General features: G+C 56.7%; 17 protein-coding genes. 2 read left to right on the forward strand and 15 right to left on the reverse strand.

All coding sequences use genetic code 11. The annotated features are described in order from the left end of the window. Nucleotides 1-5: 5 nt before the first annotated feature. On the forward strand, nt 6-1,088 hold the full coding sequence (gene sctU / locus ACG1VR_RS16265) for a type III secretion system export apparatus subunit SctU (protein ID WP_395489324.1): 1,083 nt from the start codon (nt 6-8) through the stop codon (nt 1,086-1,088). 39 nt (nt 1,089-1,127) lie between these two features. On the opposite strand, the gene ACG1VR_RS16270 is transcribed toward sctU, so the two are convergent. The 13 genes from ACG1VR_RS16270 to ACG1VR_RS16330 all read right to left on the reverse strand — a co-directional run bounded on the left by ACG1VR_RS16270 (nt 1,128) and on the right by ACG1VR_RS16330 (nt 11,511). Beyond that, entirely contained in the window at nt 1,128-1,487 is a 360-nt protein-coding gene (locus tag ACG1VR_RS16270) for a DNA-binding protein (protein ID WP_395489325.1), read from the reverse strand. Next, complete coding sequence (locus ACG1VR_RS16275; protein ID WP_395489326.1) at nt 1,484-1,819, reverse strand: type II toxin-antitoxin system RelE/ParE family toxin; 336 nt, start codon at nt 1,817-1,819, stop codon at nt 1,484-1,486. Before ACG1VR_RS16275 ends, ACG1VR_RS16270 begins: the two co-directional genes overlap by 4 nt. Before the next feature lie 255 nt (nt 1,820-2,074). Further along, a complete protein-coding gene (locus tag ACG1VR_RS16280) occupies nt 2,075-3,010 on the reverse strand; it encodes a type III secretion protein (protein ID WP_395489327.1) in 936 nt (311 codons plus the stop codon). 179 nt (nt 3,011-3,189) lie between these two features. Further along, nucleotides 3,190-3,375, reverse strand: coding sequence for an HrpT family type III secretion system protein (gene hrpT / locus ACG1VR_RS16285; RefSeq protein WP_016535507.1), 186 nt, complete (start codon nt 3,373-3,375; stop codon nt 3,190-3,192). A gap of 9 nt (nt 3,376-3,384) precedes the next feature. Further along, entirely contained in the window at nt 3,385-5,460 is a 2,076-nt protein-coding gene (gene sctC / locus ACG1VR_RS16290) for a type III secretion system outer membrane ring subunit SctC (protein WP_395491120.1), read from the reverse strand. A 129-nt stretch (nt 5,461-5,589) separates the two neighbouring features. Further along, complete coding sequence (locus ACG1VR_RS16295) at nt 5,590-5,820, reverse strand: HrpF protein (protein ID WP_016535505.1); 231 nt, start codon at nt 5,818-5,820, stop codon at nt 5,590-5,592. Nucleotides 5,821-5,905: 85 nt separating this feature from the next. Further along, nucleotides 5,906-6,526 carry an HrpE/YscL family type III secretion apparatus protein gene (locus ACG1VR_RS16300; protein WP_395489328.1) on the reverse strand — a complete coding sequence of 207 codons (621 nt, stop codon included), beginning with the start codon at nt 6,524-6,526 and terminating at the stop codon, nt 5,906-5,908. 18 nt (nt 6,527-6,544) lie between these two features. After that, nucleotides 6,545-7,135, reverse strand: coding sequence for a type III secretion protein HrpD (locus ACG1VR_RS16305; RefSeq protein WP_395489329.1), 591 nt, complete (start codon nt 7,133-7,135; stop codon nt 6,545-6,547). Between the two features lie 15 nt (nt 7,136-7,150). Further along, complete coding sequence (sctJ, locus tag ACG1VR_RS16310; RefSeq protein ID WP_395489330.1) at nt 7,151-7,951, reverse strand: type III secretion system inner membrane ring lipoprotein SctJ; 801 nt, start codon at nt 7,949-7,951, stop codon at nt 7,151-7,153. Between the two features lie 6 nt (nt 7,952-7,957). Then, nucleotides 7,958-8,374 (reverse strand): EscI/YscI/HrpB family type III secretion system inner rod protein, encoded by a 417-nt coding sequence (locus ACG1VR_RS16315; protein ID WP_395489331.1) that lies wholly within the window; start codon nt 8,372-8,374, stop codon nt 7,958-7,960. 65 nt (nt 8,375-8,439) lie between these two features. Then, a complete protein-coding gene (locus ACG1VR_RS16320; protein ID WP_016535500.1) occupies nt 8,440-8,649 on the reverse strand; it encodes a hypothetical protein in 210 nt (69 codons plus the stop codon). 93 nt (nt 8,650-8,742) lie between these two features. Beyond that, the gene (locus tag ACG1VR_RS16325; RefSeq protein ID WP_016535499.1) at nt 8,743-9,717 is read right to left on the reverse strand and encodes a sigma 54-interacting transcriptional regulator; all 975 of its coding nucleotides are present in this window, start codon (nt 9,715-9,717) and stop codon (nt 8,743-8,745) included. 807 nt (nt 9,718-10,524) lie between these two features. Beyond that, on the reverse strand, nt 10,525-11,511 hold the full coding sequence (locus tag ACG1VR_RS16330) for a transglycosylase SLT domain-containing protein (protein ID WP_395489332.1): 987 nt from the start codon (nt 11,509-11,511) through the stop codon (nt 10,525-10,527). 235 nt (nt 11,512-11,746) lie between these two features. On the opposite strand from ACG1VR_RS16330, the gene ACG1VR_RS16335 reads away from it, so the two are divergent. Further along, the gene (locus ACG1VR_RS16335) at nt 11,747-12,244 is read left to right on the forward strand and encodes a lytic transglycosylase domain-containing protein (protein ID WP_395489333.1); all 498 of its coding nucleotides are present in this window, start codon (nt 11,747-11,749) and stop codon (nt 12,242-12,244) included. 41 nt (nt 12,245-12,285) lie between these two features. Here the strand turns inward: ACG1VR_RS16335 and ACG1VR_RS16340 are convergent, their stop codons facing one another. Together ACG1VR_RS16340 and ACG1VR_RS16345 are read right to left on the reverse strand one after the other, a co-directional pair. Next, nucleotides 12,286-12,705 carry a type III secretion system chaperone gene (locus tag ACG1VR_RS16340; protein ID WP_395489334.1) on the reverse strand — a complete coding sequence of 140 codons (420 nt, stop codon included), beginning with the start codon at nt 12,703-12,705 and terminating at the stop codon, nt 12,286-12,288. A 10-nt stretch (nt 12,706-12,715) separates the two neighbouring features. Continuing rightward, nucleotides 12,716-18,181 (reverse strand): AvrE-family type 3 secretion system effector, encoded by a 5,466-nt coding sequence (locus ACG1VR_RS16345; RefSeq protein ID WP_395489335.1) that lies wholly within the window; start codon nt 18,179-18,181, stop codon nt 12,716-12,718. Nucleotides 18,182-18,368: the final 187 nt, after the last annotated feature.

The raw sequence follows: 18,368 nt of genomic DNA on the forward strand, positions 1-18,368 counted from the left end.
AACCAGTGAGCGAAAAAACAGAACAGGCCAGCCCCCATAAACTCCAGGAAGCGCGCAAAAAGGGCCAGGTCAGCCAGAGCCAGGATATTCCCAAACTACTGATTATGTTTGGCGTTTTGCAGCTTATTTTTACCATGATGGATGCCAGCATGGACAAACTGCAGGCGCTGATGACCCTGCCGCTGCTGCGCCTGAGCGCGCCTTTCACTCAGGCTTTAGGCGAGGTGAGCGGCGCGGCGCTGCTCACCGTCGGGGTCTTTTTTATGATGACGGTCGGCACGGTTATTTTGCTGCGCATCGCCGGAGGCTGGCTCCAGTTCGGCCCGCTGTTCGCTATTGCCGCGCTGGCACCAAAACTTGAAGCGTTAAACCCGCTCAACAAATTTAAAGAGATGTTTTCGGTTAAGCAGTTTATTCAGATCCTCAACAGCCTGCTGAAAGCTATCACCCTTTCCGTAGTGTTCTGGCTGCTGATTAAGCCCCGCCTCCCGCTGCTGGCCAACCTTGCGGGCGGCACGCTGGACGGCTTCTGGCACGCAAGCGTGGCGATTCTGGAAACCCTCGCCCATACCATCGTCGGCGTAATGCTGGTGTTTGCGGTGGCCGACTTCGCGTTGCAAAAATACTTCTTCCTCAAGCAAAACCGCATGAGCCACGAAGACGTGAAAAACGAATATAAGCAGATGGAAGGCGACCCGCACACCAAAGGCCACCGCAAACACGTTGCCCACGAAATCCTCAACGGCCCGGCGAAAAAGGTCACGCCGCAGGAGATGGAAAAGGCCGACGTGCTGCTGGTTAACCCAACCCACTTTGCCGTCGGGCTGCGATACGAACCGGACGAAACGCCGCTGCCAATGCTGCTGTTCAAAGCACAGGATGATGAGGCTAAAGCGCTAATCAAAATGGCGCACGCCGCCAATATCCCGGTGGTCCGCTACGTGTGGCTAACCCGCAACCTCTACCGCACCACCGAAGAAGGTGCCTATATCCCCCGCGACACGCTAAAAGCCGTGGCCGCCATCTACCGCCTGTTGCGCAAGCTCGAAGGCCGCATTAAGGGCGAGACTATTGAGTTTGAGGAGTAGAAGTTTTCCGCGAATTTCGGGCAACAAAATCCCACTTCGTTATTTCTGCTTGTGATTTTTCTGTAAAGAGAACCTTAAACCCGCAACTGCGGCGAGCTGTACAAGCGTCGCAATTGTCGGGTTACCTTTGGCAGATAAAGCGCGGTATATATGCTGACGAGCCAAACCAGACTTTTTGGACGCCTCAGTAATGCCACCATTCGCCTCGATGACCTGCCTCAATGCTATGAGAAACCCCCCAAGCCCACCGGGTTCGTTAATATCCTCAAGCGCTGTTTTCAAATACATCTCTGCATAAACCGGGTCTTCACGTAATTCTTCAATCATCGCGGCGTTGTGGTCTATTACGTCGCTTTTGATCGTCTGGTGAATGCTCTCTCTTTTATTACTCACTGTCATTTGTTTGGTCTCGCTTTAAATTCTCTGAGGTAACCAACAGCCTTTTCCAGATCGGCCTGCTGTGATTTTTTATCACCGGCAATAAGCAAAAGAATTATTTCTCCCCATTCCAGGGAGTAATAAACACGGAATCCTTGCCCGTAGTTTATTTTTAATTCCCAAACTCCGTCCCTTTCGAATCTGTGATCGCCAAAGTTGCCAATCATTGCGCGAGCTACCTGATTGTCTATTTTTGCCGCTGCCTGCGGATCTTTCTTTCTGAGCCTTTTTATCCTCTCGGTATAAGGTACATCTCCGTTCGGCGCGACATATCGTTTAGCCATGTACGGCATCCTGCCCCCCCTTCACTCCCTTGACTTTCAATCATTGTCATTTATAAATGACACACATGCAAATAGATTGTCACTTATAACTGACAATCTATTGATATGCAGAGAGATTGAAGATCAAAAAAAGACCGGTTTACCACGCGATTAACGCAGAAAAACCGGTCAAATAGAGGGCGAAGAAGAGTCGAGCGAATCACGCATGGCGGGCTTTTCCACACCCTGCATTAAAAGAAAGTCTGTGGACTACAACAGCAAAACTTAGGCCAGCGCGGCCAGGTTCAGAATCGCGCCGTGGTGGTGCTTCAGCGAGTTCTGAATAATGTTGCTGTTGAACAGCTGAGCATCGGCGTTCATCAGCAGGCTCGAAGAGCCAGGCGTCGTGCCGGAACCGGCGATTGAGCCGCCAACCATCGAAGTTTTCAGGTCATTTTTCGCCGACTGGAACGCCTTCAGCGCGTCTCCGCTCAGCGGTTTGCTGTTCTTCAGGGCATCTTCCCAGCTGGAAAGACCTTTCCCGATATGCACCAGGCCCGGCATGCCCGCCCCAACGCTCTGCGGCTTGCCGTAAATTTCCGGGTGCTGATCCATAAATTTACCGATTTCAGCGCGGGTTTCTTTGGAGCCACCTTCCACTTTACCGCCGCCGCCGAGCGCGCCGCACAGGCCGCTGGTGTCGGACTTCACGTCGTCCAGCGCCTGCAGGCCCATTTTGCTGCCCAGCTGGCTGCCCATATTGTTACCCAGTTGGTTAAAGCTGTTGGCGCTGTTGCTGCCGGTGGTGGACAGCGGCAGCTGAACCAGGCCGATGCCGGTGGACGGAGATTGCAGCCCGTGGCTCAGGCCGCCGTTGAAGGCGTTCATGTTGCCTGCTCCGGCCTGGCTGTTAAACGGGCTGTTCTGGGAATTCACGCCCATTTGCTGAATCACCTGTTGCAGCATTTGCTGCATATTGCTTGCCGCCAGCGTATTGCCCATGCTGGCTCCGCCCTGGCTCTGCGGCGACATAAAGGTGTTGTTGTTATTGCCGTTCATTCCGCCGGAGAACAGCAGGTTGGTCAATTTAGAGGCAATGTCGTTCACCATCCGATCGCCAACGTTCTTCAGCAAATTAGCCGCCATACCTTCAGGGGTGGCGTTCAGCGCCAGCTGCGGTAATGCAGTGGCCAGATTCAGCATATTTCCAATCGTACTCATTAGATTACCTCACCATGACAACGGGGTTGATACAGGCGACCAGCCCTGCTGGTTCGCAGTATATAGACGCCTGTTAAGTGAAAAGAAACCGGCTTCGGTTCCACAAAACTGCCTGACACTAAGAAAAAAATGGCGTTTTTAAGCCGCGAGCGCGAAACAACGGGCGCTCGCCACAAAAATTAGCGCACCGGCATCTGCGAGTAATCCTGTACGCCGTTGCGCATATCGGCTGGCCACCAGATGGTCAGGTGATGGCTGTCCGACAGGGGCCTGCACTCCAGACTCTCGCAGCCGTTATCGTTGCGGGTGGCGCATCCGCTAAGGGCGAATGCCAGCGCCAGCAGGCACAAAATTGAAGGTTTCATCGTCTCTCCTTAATGCAGCGCGGGGCGCGGGGGCAGCAGATAGCTATGCGATCTTGATAAAGCAGACGGCTGTCCGGACACGGGTGCAGAGGAGAGCAGCGACTGACGGCTGCGTCGCCCCTCGCCGCGAGTGCGGTAGGCAATGTAAACCTCCGCCGACTGGCCGGGCGCCAGGTTACTGCCCGGCCACGCCGCCACGGCCAGCACATCGTCATCGCGGCAGCTGGACTCATCAAAACGCTGCGGCTTGCTGCTGATGTTGCGCACCAGGCCCACGCTTATCTGTATTGATGAGTTGCTGTACCACTGGCTGCGGGAACTGTCGGAAGCAAGCCCCGGCCGGGTGTTGCATAGCTGAGCGATGCCCACGCCCTCTCCGCCCGCCTGAAAACCGGTCGGCACTTTATCTTCAGCCAGATCGCGCATCGCATTTTCGATATCGCCCTTCATTGAGCTGTAGCGCTGGCGCAGCTGAACTTCATTCATCGCCGATGAGAGCTGCTGACGATCCTGCTCGTCGATATAGCGCGTAGGGTCAACCTGATCCCCCACCAGGTGCGGGGTAATAATGAACAGGCGCTCGCGCTGCGAAGTTTCATGGCGCGTATAGGAGAAGAATTTGCCCAGGTAAGGAATGTCGCCGAGCAGCGGAATGCGGTGGTCGGTATCGCCGGTTTCGCGGGAGTGGAACCCGCCCATGACCAGGGAACCGTTCTGCTGAACCAGCGCCTGGGTGCTCACCGTGGCACGTTTCGCTCCGGTGGCCGCCCCGTCATCGTTGGTTTCAACTTTGCCGTCTTCCACATCCACCACCAGCTGCACCGTGCTGTTTGGCCCGCTGCCGATGGCGCGAGGCACGACCTGAAGGCTGGTTCCGGCGGTTACCGGCTCAATGCTTGCCACACGTTCGCCGGTAGCGGTTATAAAGGCGGTATCGCTCATATCGATAACCGCAGGCTGGTTTTCCAGCGTCAGAATCGACGGATTAGCCACGATAGAAGCGTTGCCGCTCCCTTCCATCGCCTGAATTTGCGCGAAGAAGCGGCTGTAGTCGGTAACGAACAGCGTGCCGGCCCCCTGCAACATGGCGGAACCGGCGGTCACGTTGCCGAAAGTTGCGCCAAGATTGCTGGAAAAATTAGAGAATGCGCGGCGATCCACGTCGATAATCATGGCGTCTATCTCGACCAGCTTTTGCGGCACATCGATCTGCGAAATCAGCGCCTGATACTGCTCGCGGCGTTTCGGATCGTCGCGCACCAGCAGGGCGTTATTGCGCACGTCCGCCGAAACCATGGGGTTAAGCTCGGTATCATCATCGCCGCCGGAGTTACGCATCCGCCCGTCCTGGCTTTGGATAAGCCCGGAGAGAATGTTGTCTGACTGCTCCTGGAACGACTTGCTTAGCGCCTCGCGCGAAGCGCTTTCGCCCCCCGGCTGAATGCCCTGAGAGGAGCGGTTATCTTTTTTGCCCAGCAGCTCGTTCAGGATGCTCGCAACGCCGGGCACCAGCAGGGATTTCTCGCGATATTTTATTTGACGGTCCGCCACCGAAGCGTACTTAAGCGGGAAAACCATCATCTCTTTGTTCTGCTTTTTGTCTTTATCTTTGGCGCTAAAGTCGGCCACCAGCGCGACATATTCCGGCGGCCCGGTCACGATAACCACGCCGTCATCCGGCAGCTCGCCGTAGCCAAATTTGTCTTCCAGCAGCCCCACGTCTCGCAGCGCCTGTTTGAGGTCCGGCGCAGCATCCGCCGAAACGGTCACCCGCTTTGAGGTTTCAGCCGACTGCGGGCTAACAAACAGCGAGCCGTTGTAAACAAACCATTGAAAGCGGTATTGCAGCGCCAGCCTGTCGAGGAACGCGACGCCGCTGTCGGCGCGCAGGCGTCCGTCAACCGCGCTGTCCGGCACGTCTCCCATACGCAGGTTGACGCCGTGACTGCTGGCGAAATCCTGCAACACGGTGCGCAGCGGCGTGGCCTGTGCCGAATAGGCGTAAGCACCATTTTGCCAGTCTGCGGGCGTCCGGGCGCTGGACGGAGCGCTGAAACCACAGGCGGTTGCGGCCAGGGCAAACATGGCCGCACGAAGTAAACGAACGTGCTGATTCAACGACTCAATCTCCTGTTATCAACGGCGCGTTAAGCTGGCCGCCTGGGGTGCAAGCAGAGTTAAAAACGGCTTACGCATAAGCCGTTGACGGCATAACTAGTTGATGGAGTCGATAATCTCCTTGCTCAGGCTGTGCTTGAGCGACCCGAGCTGGCTGTCGGTAAAAGTGGCCGCGGCCTCTTTCATCAGGGCGTTTTTAAACTCAACCATGTCGCCCATGCTCGGCGCTGGCTGCCCGAGGGTGCCCTGCGCCAGCTCGGCTACCGAGTGGTGCAGGCGGGACAGCTGGCTGTCGAGATTGCGCTGAATATCAAAGGAATTGCTCATACGTTTCTCCTCGCGTTGAAATCGTATGATGAGTGGCGGTAAAAATGCTGGGGTTCCCGCCGCCGGAAAATTAACTTCCGACGGCTTAATCCGCGAGGCGCAGCAGGTGCTGGCGAAGTGAATTCCAGCTAATACTGAACTCGCCCTGGGCGGTTTGCAGCAGCAGGGTTTCCGCCGCCATCGCATCGTCGATGCAGCGCGACCAGCCAAGCTGCGGATGAGCATCCAGCCATTCGGCCAGCACCGCCTCATGCCGCGAGGCGTGGTAAAGCGTCACCTCTGTCGCCCGCCCGCCAGCCTGCTGCAACTGGGCCAGCAGGCCGGTAAGCTTTTGCTGCTCGGTCAGGCCGCCAAAAAGCTGTTCGAAAGCGGCGTTAATCAGCGACTGCGCCTGGTTGAGTAGCTGGGTCTGCTGCGCCGTGCGTTCCTCGTGCCACTCGCTGAACAGCGCCTCCGAACGCTGCCAAAATGCCTGCTCGACCTCCTCGCAGCGAGCAGCCGCCTGCCGTTCAGCCTGCTGCTGCGCCTCGGTCAACAGCCGCTCAACCTGCCGCCCGGCTTCGGCCAGCATCGCCTCGCTTCTCTGCTGCGCCAGCGCCAGAACGCTCAACGCCTGCTGCTGCTCGAGCAGCATTTTCTGCGGTAGCAGAACGCCCTCAATTGCACACGAGGCGTCCTCTAACGCCACCTTGCGGCCGATCCACATGCTGTCTTGCTCCCGTAATTAGTCGTTCGGCATAAAAGAGTGCTGCCGGGCCTGCCAGACTGCGCCATCCCACAGCGCCAGCAGGCGATTGTGAGGGGGAGCAGGTTCTTCAAGCATTAGCGTTTCGCTTAACGTTACGGCGGCGTGGGGAAAACTCAGCCTGAGCCGCTGCCATGCTGTGGGTACAAACAGCGGGCGCAGTAGCCAGAGCGCGGAGACTTCCGGCCACCGGGCAAAGTCCAGGCCAGCGGGCAGCCAGACGCCGGGGCGCAAACCCCGGGTGAGCCGCTCACACCAGACAAGCTGGGTGTTTTCAAGCCTTGCCGCTCCGCTGCCGCGCTGGCAGACCTCAGCCACCAGCGCCAGCAATATCATTCTCTGCTGCTGGCTCAGCGAGGCCAGCGTAAGCAGGCGTTCATCCGGCTCATGCGGCAGGCCAGGCGTCAATTCCAGCAGGGTTAAAACGGCCTGCGGCGATTTGATTATCAGGCTACTGCGCTGGCTTTCCGGCAGTTGAAACCAGGCCAGATGGTGCCAGCTGGCGTCCGCCTGTTGCCAAAAAGCCCGGCTCCACCAGCGCAGCCATGCCGCCGGGGATGTGTTATCCATAGCTTCCACAATCCGCTACCGCCGCTCTGCCGGAACAACGGCCAGTTCGGTCGAAGCCGATTGTTTACCGCGTTTTATCGCCCTGAGTTTTGGGATCAGGGTAAAAATACCGCCAATTAGCAGCAGTAGCCCAAGCAGCGAGAAGAACAGCGTTCTTACCGTTGCGTACTGCGAAAGCGTCAGCTGGAATGGCCCAAGCGTGACCAGCTCGATGCGGTCGTGATAGGCCGCAGCGGGAACAAACACGACCGAAAGTGCGCCATCATTTTTCCCGGAAAGGCCGGGAATACTGGCCGCGACCAGGCGACGAATACGCGGTTCAATACTGTCGGGGTCCATCTCAGGGGTGTATTTGATAAATACCGAAGCGGATGCGGGCTGCACGGGCTCGCCGGGAGCGACTCGCTCAGGCAGCACCACGTTCACCCTCGCCACCACTACGCCGTCAATTTGCGAAAGCGTTGATTCCAGCTCCTGCGAGAGCGCATAGATATAGCGAGCGCGCTCTTCAAGCGGGCTGGAGATAATGCCGTTTTTCTGGAAAACTTCGCCCAGATTAGTGCGCGCCTTGTGAGGCAAACCGTTGGCGTTAAGAATGCGAACCGAGCGCTCGATATTGTCCTGAGCCACCATCACGGTGACGCCGGTTTTATCGATTTGCTTATCAGCCTCAATTTTGTACTTCGAGAGTTCGGAGATGATGTCGTTGGCATCGGTTTCCGTCAGGCCGGTATTCAGCACCACCTGCGAGTCGCAGCCTGCCAGCAGCAGGACCAGCAGCCAGGGCTGCAGGATTTTTCGCCAGCTTAATTGCATGATGGATTACTGCAAGTTGGTCAGTTTATCTAGCCCCGATACGCTCTTCGAGACTATCTTGGCGTTCATCATGCTTTCCAGGTAATAGTTGGAAAGCTGGTCGTCCACCTGGTTGAGCACCAGCGGGTCGGTAGAGCGCGCGGCTTTACGCAGCACGTTATTCATCTGCTTCTGGTCGCTGTCCATCTGCCTGAACATACCGGAAGCTTTTTCAAACATCGGCGCTGGTTTGCCGCCAATACCGCCCATTGCCGACACGGCTTCCGGCTGTTCCAGCGCCGCGGAAAAAAATGCCGCATCGCTTTGGTTAGCCGCGCCGTTTACCGAAGAGGTCGGCGAAGACTGGGGGGCTGCGCCCGATGACAAACTCAGGGAGTCGGGGTCTGGCAAAGGCATACCGGTAGCAGGATTAAGAATGTGCATATGAGTGATTCCGCCAGCAGAGAAGAGGATCAGGGATTCACGCTGCGGCGAATCCCTGATAATCATTAGAAGGAAATTTTGTTCTGCGCCAGAGAACTGATCATGGTGGTGGCGGAGTTCTGGTAGCCGGAAACGTAGGCGTTTTTACGGTCACGTTCAGCTTTGTCCAGCGAGTCCTGCATTGATTTGTTTTCGATAGAGTCCATCTGGGACTGGAAGCTATCTGCCAGGCTGCCGCTTGCGCCTGCGTTGTTACCGGTGTTGACTGAAGGCATGATGTTTACTCCTCGTTAATTAAACAGTAAATGTTGCGTCATTCACAGATTAAGTGGCGCGGCGGAGTCGGCAGTTCCCAAAAAAGATTAAAATTAATTTTCCTTTTCAGTCAGAGACTTAATTCTTTGATACAGGGTTCTTCTTGGAATACCTAATTCATGGGCGGCGCTAACCACCCGGTTTTCGTGGCGCGACAGGCAGTCTTCAATCAGGCTGTATTCGATGCGGCGAAGCCTTTCGCGCAGGCGCACGGAACGCATTTCAGGGTGAGCAACCTGCCCCAGCGCCGGCAGCCCCAGCACAAACCGCTCTGCCGCCCCCTTCAGCTCACGAATATTACCTGGCCAGCGGTGCATCAGCAGCGCCTCGCTTAACTGCTGCGACATCGGCGGCAGCGCCCGGTTCAGACGGGCGGCGGACTCCTGGGCAAAGCGCCGGAACAGCGGAATAATGCATTCGACGCGTTCACGCAGCGCGGGCAGTGAAATTTTGACCGTCGTCAGGCGAAAAAACAGATCCTGGCGAAACAGTTTTTGCTCCATCAACTGGGCCAGCGGCTTTTGCGAGGCCACAATCACCCGCAAATTGAGCGCGATGCTCTTTGTGCTGCCCAGCCGCCCGACGGTTCGGGTTTCAAGCACCCGCAGTAACTTGGCCTGCAGGCTGAGGGACATGCTGTCGATTTCGTCGAGGAACAGCACGCCGTTATTAGCACTTTCGATATAACCTGCTCTGGAGTGATTTGCGCCGGTATAAGCTCCTGCCGTCACGCCAAACAGTTCGCTTTCGGCCAGCGTCTCGGGTATTGCCGCGCAGTTAATCGGCACAAAAGCACCGCGGCAGCCGGAATGCTCGTAAATCCGGCGGGCAAAGGTGTCCTTTCCGGTGCCGGTTTCCCCCTCCAGCACCAAATCAACCTTAAGGGGTGCTAACGTTTGAAGCCAAATATCCAGCCCGTCATGTACATTTTCAGAAGGAGGCAAAGCTGCGGCCGAACGCGGCATATTCAGGTCGATATCGACCGGCATATGCTTTATTTCCCAGTGATTCAAACTGTTTTCTTTCATAAATCCCCCGCTGCCTGCTTATTCAAGGTCTGGCGTATGAGTCCAACTTATGAACCATAAACGTGAACCGTAAAACGATTGTCTGCCCACTGCCGCCCGGAAATACCCGGCGACCGACAGTAATTAATGAGTTTTGTTTATGAGAAGCAGCGTTAAGCTATCATCGAGTGGCAGAATGGCAATCAGTCAAAATTTTAGCGGCCTGTAGGGATATCCCTACACCCGGATAAGCGCTCAACTGTTCCGATGTCTGGATAAGGGGCGTTTTTTTGCCCGGTGGGCCGGGGAAGAAAGTGCTCTTTCCCGCGTCGGTTCCGCGAACGGCACTGGAAAAAAACGAGGATCGATTCAGTTATTTCCAAATGTATTATAAAGATTCTAAATATATCGTTAAAAAATTAACCAAATGATAAATATGAATAAATTAATTAAAAACAGGTGAACCCAGGGACTATTCGCTCCGGCCGGCGGGAAAATGAACTTTCATCGCTAAATCCCGGGGGTAAAGATAAATTGGCTGACGGTCTTTCTGCACAATCGTAAATTCAAATAATATCCATTTACCATTATTTACAATAATAGCTGCCGGCAGACATATCTATTTCCCTTTGAAATATATTTCAGTTTCAGTATTTATGCTTAATTGGGAACATTCCTGGTCGAGTTTATCGCCATTTATCGCGCATATTTAGCCTCAAAAAGACAATAAACTGCTTTAGCCAACAATAAAGCGGCCGCATCCTGGAGGAAAACGACCGCTGTTTTCAGGACATTTGTAAACCAGCCATCAGAGGATATGGCCTGTTATCAGGCGAATTTCGCCATATGGCTGTTCACTTCATTAACGTAGTTCGGGTCACCCAGAGAGACGCTTGAAAGGTTGTGCAGGTTCACCTGATTATCCCCTGAGTTGTAGGCGCGCAGCGCGGCATCATAGCTGCCGAACTTCTCTTTGCCCTCTTTCAGCATCAACGCCGAGCACATAATCTGGTTAGCCGGAGAGTTCATGTCGCTGCCCAGCTTGTCCGGATATTTGCTCTGCATCGCCCTGTAGGTGTCCGGGTTAATCTGGTTCATGCCGCTGTCGGTCAGGCCATTGCCCGGGTTGGTTGATTTGGCATTCACGTCGCCTCCCGACTCCTGCATCGTCAGCGCGGCCAGTAATTTAGCCGGAACGCCGGTTTCAGCAGAGGCCTTTTCATACTGGCCGCCAAACTGAGAAACGATTTTTTGCAGCGTTGGATCGCTGGTTTTCAGGCTGGTGTCGCCCGGTGGCAGGCTGTCGGCTGAAGGCCCAGAAGCTCCCGCCGGTGCGCCTGCACCTGCGTCATCCGCACCGGACGCAGCCCCGCTGCCGCTGCTGCCGGAACCCGATCCCACGCCACTGGCCGGGGAAGAAGATGAGGCGTCATCTTTATTCTGCCCGGTATTCATGCCAAACAGCTGCATCAGCTCTTTCAGGAACTGCTGGAGCATTTGCTGTAGCTCCTGCATCATTCCGTCTGCCGAATTGCTGCCGTCGCTTTGTGAAGCGCTGGCCGGATTATTTGCCGGGCCGTTATTCCCCGCAGGTGAAGCGCCGAAGTTAATGGCCGAAGGCTTATCGCTGGCGCCCGCGTTGGCGAAGTTCAGCGCTAACGGAATGGCCAGCGTGTTACCGCCGTTATTCAGCAGCAGCTTAGCGGTAATATTGTTCCCGCCGTTTTGTGAGCCGGGTGACGCCCCGTCCAGGCCCGGAAAATGGTTTTCCGGCAAAAGAGGTGAGAATCCACCCGGTCCCGATGATATCTGCATACAACACACTCCCCTAAGTGATACCCAGTAGCAATAACCGGCCGCGGCCCCGCCTCATGGCAAAGTTCAGCTTCGCCCGCGCCCGGAATGTCTCACTAAGTGAGAGCCACCGCTAAAGAGTTCCCGCCGCAAAGCCGTTTGTGGCGAATTAGTTGATACGGGCAAAGGTCCGAAACGGGAACCGAACGCCCGTTTTCGCTACACATTGCCAGTGATGATAAAAGGAGAACTTTCTATGCAGACAAAGTCGTGGCGGCTGGGCCTTTTACTGCTTAGCCTGCCGGCTCTGGCGCAGGCGGACTGCTTCAAAAAAGTCGGGAATGCGTTTGGCATCTCTCCGGCGCTGCTGGAAGCCATTGCCTGGAAAGAGTCGAGATTTAATCTCTCTGCGGCCAACGCCGCCAACGCTAACCGCACCGAAGATGTCTGCATGATGCAGGTAAACAGCGTTCATTTTGGGCGGCTGAAACAGCTCGGCGTAACGCGCGAGGGACTGCTGCACGATCCCTGCACCTGCATCGCCACCGGGGCCTGGGTATTGCATAGCCTGTTTCGCCAGCATGGCCGCTCGTGGGATACCGTCGGCATGTATAACACCGGCCCCTCTGAAAAGCGCCGACAGCTGCGCCAGCGTTACGCAGACGAAGTACACAAGATTTATAACACTCTGCAAAAGCAGCAGCCCCGGCGAGAGCAGGATTTATTCGCCAGCAACGAAACCATTAAGCAATAAAAAGCCGGGGATAAGCCCCGGCCTTTTCGTTTCAGCAAACCTTAGCGCGGCTGCGCCTCCTCCAGCATCTCCGGCAGCTCGGTGATAAAGGCCCTCACTTCTTCGCTTTGGCTGATAAACGCACTTAGCCAGCGGTCAAAACTTTCCGCATCCAGCGCCGCCATTTCGCTCTGGGTACACAGGCGCACCGCATTTTTCCCGTCGAGCGCCAGCCAGCAGCCGCGCATAGCGTTCATTTCAAAGTTCATCGCCAGCAGGTTCGGCAGCAGCAGCGCATCCTGCCCGGTTAGCTCCGCCACCTTGCAGTGCAGGATAGCCGCGCTGCTCCCCGGGGGCAGCTCGATAACCGCAATCTCCTGCTGCTGAGCGTTGGTTAATAAACAGACTCCCTGCTCGAGACGCAGCGTGGTTTTCTGCTGCCGCCCCCAGGCGTCAAGCCACTGTTGAAGCCGTTGTTGCATAACCATCTCCTTATCCTCCTTTCACCATAAATCCCGCTTCGGCGGCCTCACGCAGCGCCGATTTCACCTCTTGCTCGGCCTGGGCCACGCCGCCGTCCAGCGTATAGCTGAGCGGCGCGCTATCGTCATCGCCGTAGCTGAAGTTGATGGTGCCCAGGTTTTCATTCATCGACAGCGACACGCCGTTAGATCCGCCGAGCAAAAACGAAGGCGTAGAGAAGCCGTCCGACTTGCTTTGCGTTTTGGTGAACGCGATCGACTTCAGGCGCAGTTTGTCTCTATCTTTAAGTAAATCGACTATCGAGTCCTGGGTCACCGTATGGTTGGCCCACTGGTCTGCCAGCTTTTCACGCGGCTTGGTTTTAAGCTCCAGCGACACCACCGCCTGCGAGCTGCTGTTATCCTGCAACCCTCGCAGTAGCGCTTTCAGCCGGTAATCTTCCCCCATCATCTGGGTGATTCGGTCGGCGTTACTGGGGGAAAACTCCCCTTCCATAAAATGACGCACGAAGTGGAACAACCCGTTGCTGTCGATGCGCGAAAGGTTTTTGTAGGTCGACTGGTATTCCGCTTTGTTCACCAGTTGCTGCTGGTTGAGCACCGCGCTTTGCTGGCGCACGGTTTGTTGCAGCGACTGCAAGGCCGCCAGCGGCCCGTTGCCCACCATCTCATGGTGGCGCGAAGGCGGAATAAAGCGGGCAAAGTGGTTCTCAAGCTTGCCCAGCCGCTCGCTGGCGGATATCGGCAGGCGCGGCGCACCTTCGGCAGGTGTCAGCTCGTCGAACAGTTTGCGGCTGGCAAGATCGGTAAATTCAGCCCGCATGCCGCTAATCAACTGGTCGATTTCATCATTGCCGGGTTCAGGCAGATTTGACTGTACGGAAAGAGAGTCGGCCTGCTGCTGGCGCTTAATAAGCTGCTGCAACGTATCCAGCAGCGGACGCTGCGTTTTCGCGTTATCCACCGGCGGATACCAGGCGGTAAAATGCGCCTCCAGTTGGCTAAGCTTATCGGCTACCGAAAGCGGCAGCTCGCCCTCCTTCGGCTCCTCTTTCAGCCTGGCCAGCAGCCGGGCAGAGGCGCTGTCGGTGAACTGCTTGCCCAGCGTGGTCATCAATTTCTCCAGGTGAACGCTTTCCACCGGCTGGGCATTTTTTAAATCAACGGTGAGGCTGTGCGCCGTACGGTTGTTGATAGACAGCTGCACGCTTGCGCCCACGCCCACGCCAACCGAGAACGGATCTTTGTGTTTCGGCTGAACGGTGGTGCTGACCGGAATAGCAATGTTGGCCCCAACGTTCATCTGGTTAAACGCCCTCAGGCGATGGTCGCTGTGGCTGACGCCCTGCCCCTCGGCGTTGCGCGATTCGGTTTGCTCACTGCTCCCCGCCAGCAGGTTGGTGTTGGCGTAAACGCCGCCGCCGATGCGGGCGCTGGTGGGAAAATCTTTTTCGTGGCTGTCGGTAAACGGGAAGCCCACGCTCGCCAGCGCGGCGGCATTAATGTCCACGCTGAAGCTTTGGGTGGCCCCGCTCTTGACGCTGTGGTTGGCTCCACGGTTAAGAAACTCCAGCGGATCCAGCGTGCCGCTGCTCAGCTGTTCTATAAAGCCGGGGATTTCGTGTTCCGCCAGCTCGAAAGAGACGCCGTGCTGCGACTGTAGCTGGCCGCCAAGCGTCACGCCGCCGCCCAGGCGAACGCCCTGCGACAGCGGATGTTTATGGTCGCCATCGAGATAAGTTTTATGGGTTTTGTTGTAGTCGGTCAGCACGTTATACCCCGCGCCGACAATGCCGGTTGCAGAAACGGCTCCGGTTCGCCCGAAGCTGACGTTAATGCCGGTATCGCCACGAGAGAAACTCATGGTGTAGCCGCGATCTGCGCCCACTTTCCCGCCAACACCGGCAATCACCTGGGTTCCGGGCGCCACGGTTGCGGTCGCAGAAGCGCCATAGGTACGGCTGAACGAGAGGTTTTCCCCGCTCTCCAGCGACAGCACGGTCGCCACCATTTTCTCCTGCATTTCGCGCTGGCTCTCGGCCTGCATCACGGTTTTGGTATTGATATTCACACCGTGATTTTCTTTGCTGAATGCTTTGGTCATCGCCTTGATAGCGTCGTAGTTGGCCTCCAGCGATTTATGGTTGCCAAAGCCCTGCGTGGTCACCGTTTTAATCACGTTCCCGCCCCACTCAGCATCACGAAGGCGGGAGAAGTTAGCCGCTATATCGGTTATTTTCGCCGAACGCTGAGGCTCGCTGAGCAGCGACGCCTGCTGCATTTCATCCACCGAATCATGCAGTGATTTCAGGGTCAGCGTGTCCAGCATCACCCGCGACTTCACCAGCCCGATGTCGTCGTGAATGTCGCGCTGGCGGCCCATCGGCACCTGCTCTTTCTGGTGATTAAGGGTAATTGCGCGCGCCTCAAGCTCGGCAATAATCGCCCCGGCGTGGTTACTCTTATCCGCAGGGTAGCGGCGCAGCATGTCGCTTAGCTGCCCGGTCAGATTATCCTGGCGGCTGCTCGACGGATTTAATGCCCCGCTGTTGCCGTGGTTCAGGCCAAAACGTGAAGGCGTTGCAGCCTGGCGGCGCTCGTCGCGCACGCCGTAGTGCTGGCCAATCTGCTCGCAATAATGGTTGCTGCTGTCGGAAAGCTGGCGCGCAAAGCTTGCCATTTCATCCAGCAATGTTTTCTCCTGCGGCTGCCAGCGCCGCGCCTCTTCGCCGCGCATAATTTCAAGACGCTGGCTGAGGCCCGGCCTTGGCGTATGCGTCCCCGGCTGCTGGTGCGCTGCCTTTAGCTGCCGGGTAAGTACCCCCTGCTGCTGGTAAACGTCTTTTAACCCTTCGCGCCCGGCGTAGCGGTGCTGAATAGAATAGGCGGCGGTTTTGATCGGGCGCGGCCATTCAAGCGAAGGGCGGAAGGCAAAGGTGCTGATGCGCGTACGGAACGAGGTGCGAACATGCTTGCCGTCCTGCCCGGTTTGGCCGAGGAAGTTGACTTCACGCTTGAAGGTGATGCCGGTTCCGGGCAAACGCCAGTCTTTTGAAGCCTGAGTTAACCGCTGATAGTTTTGACGAGCCACGTTCGGCTCATCGGCCTGCGCGATGGGCGGCTCGCCTTTTGCCCAGCCTCCTTCTTTGAAGACAAAGGTGTTTCCCTGCTTATCCTGGGCGCTGATTTGCCCTTTGGCCGAGGTTTGCAGGGCGCTGAGTTCAGGCTGGCTGCCGTCCTCATTGGCGGGCAGTGCGGCCTTCGCCATACCGTCGGTTTTACCGCTGTTCCAGCTATTTTCCGGCAGGCTGAAAAGCGCTCCCTGCTTGCTCAATAACCACAGCTGCTTATCTTCGCTCATCGCCAGGTCGCTGACTCTGGAAGCATCTTCATTGCCCGCGCTTGCCGGTTCAAGTTTAGCGATTTGGGCGTTCAGGGCTTCCTGGCTCAGGGTTTGTGTGCCGCGCTGATTGCGGCGGGTCGTGGTGTCGATATGGTGAAGGCCAATGTCGCCCTTTTCATTCACCGCCAGGTAGCGCCTGCTGTCTATGACCGTGAAGGCCCGCGCTTTTTCGTTTTTATCCAGCCCGGCTGTCGCCAGGTCGGCGCTGACGCTTTTGGTCACCTGCCCCAGGGCGAACACGTTGCTGCCGTGGTCAATTTTATTGCTGCTCAGGTTGACCTTGAGGCGCTTTAATTCGCCGTCTTTCATCAGCCACGGCTGGCCGTCAAGGCCGCACTGGAGCTTGTCGGCCTTCTCGTCCGAAGCGCTCCACAGGCCGGTCGTTTCGTTGAAGTAATGCACTTTACCTTCATGCAGAGCCAGCTTGCCCAGCCGCCCGAGGTCAACCACGTCGTGCGCGGCCGGGGCTATCTGCGGCAGACCCTTTTGGTAGTCCAGCACCAGGCTGTCGCTGAGATTCCAGCTGCTTTGCGGTTTCAAATCGCCGCCGTGCCAGTGGAAGGTAATGGCGTGCTTCTGGTCATAGCCGTCTTTGACAATGAGGTACAGGCGGTCGGTCTCATCGGCCAGCATATCTTCAAGCTTCGCCCCGTCGCCCACGGTGGCGGTGACATACTGAGAGATATTGTCGAGTAAAGGCTTATGCTTTGCGCCATCAAAGCTCAGGGAAGAGCTTTGCTCTCCCGGTTTGTCGCCGCAGTGCAGGCGGCCATTGCTGTCCAGAGCAAACAGCAGCGAGCCGTGCAGCGCGGTTTTTTTCAGGGTCATATTCTCCGGCAGCGTCAGCTCTTTGGGCTGCGGGTCCGCCGCGGTGAGGTTAGCGACATACGCTACCTTCGGTTTTTTCTCGTCGTCGCTCATCAGCACCAGCGCGTCGCGCTTCGGGCCAACGGCGTAGTGATCAATCTTATGGTCGAACTTAACGTTAACCGTCCCGCCGACCGCGCTGCCGAGCTGCTTATCGTCGTTAACCCGCCACAGCATGCCGTCCCCCTGGCGCGACAGAACAGAAAGCTTGTCGTCTTCAGCGGAAAGCGGCTGCCAGGCGTTTGCCGCGCTGTTAAAACCAAAGAGTTTTTTATCATGCAGGCGGTAGCGAGTGCCGTCTCCGTCGGTCACGCTGTCGGTCAGGCGGTCACGCACACCGGTCTCGGGAAGGCGGACTTTCTCACCGCCAATATCTACCGTCTGGCGGTCATGCCAGGAGAGAGGCTGAGTGGTCGGCTCCAGGCTCTGGCGGCGCATAAAGCCCTTGCGGTGCCGCGACACCTCTTCCCATTCGACTTTCTGCTGGCTGTGGCTGAGGGCGATAAATACGCCAGGCTCGCTGCGCACGGTCATCAGCCGCCCCTCTTTATCCAGCAGTACATGCTGATGGCCGTCATCGCTGGCGAGATGCGTCTGGTAGCGAAGTCGGTCGTGGCCGAGCGTTTCTTTCATTAGCGCATGCAGAGGGGCCGAGCTTTCGGGCGTGTCTATTTCGAGACGACCCTTTTTATCCAGCGTCAGCTTTGTCTCCAGCAGCATATTTTTTTCAGGTTCCGGCTCCGTCGCCAGCTCGGCAAAATGGCTGCCCGGCGTGCCGACCACGTTGCTGGGGACAGGGTTTGGCTCGGAAATGTCCGGCTGGCTGTAGAGGCTCGGCGAACTGGCGCTGGCCTGGCCGTATACGCCCGGCCTGTCGGCGCTTTGCTGGCTATAGAGGCTCGGGCTGCTGGCGTTAGATACGCCGGTATGAATTGACTCTGGTAGCTCCGGCCCGCGCTTGCGGCTAAGAAAACGGCTGAACATCCCTTTGTTCGACGTTTGCGCTTCGCCGGCGCTCTGCTTCATCCCGGCCGGAGCCTGCGCCTGTGCCGCCCTTGAGAATAACGATCCGGTTGCGGTTTGCGTTGGCGCGACATGTGCCTGTTTAAGCTGCGCAGTTTGCGCTCTCCCCTGCTGTAGATTGGCTATTTCCTGGTCGCGGATAACGCGGCCTGGTTTGATAAAAGCTGATATTCCCGGTCCCATTCTGTTACTCCTCAACAGTCAAACACTTTCTCCGTTTGATAGGTGGAGTGAACGGGGTTCCGGTTCCCGACAAATATGTCTCTTAGACCACCTGAATATCTAAAAAACCAGCAATAACGGGGCCTGTGGCGAAATAAGGGAGAAAAAATAAATCAGAAAAAACCGATAGCCACCCGATCAACAGGCA

The sequence above is a fragment of the Cedecea davisae genome (genome assembly GCF_044095835.1).
In the GTDB taxonomy this organism is placed as follows: domain Bacteria; phylum Pseudomonadota; class Gammaproteobacteria; order Enterobacterales; family Enterobacteriaceae; genus Cedecea; species Cedecea davisae.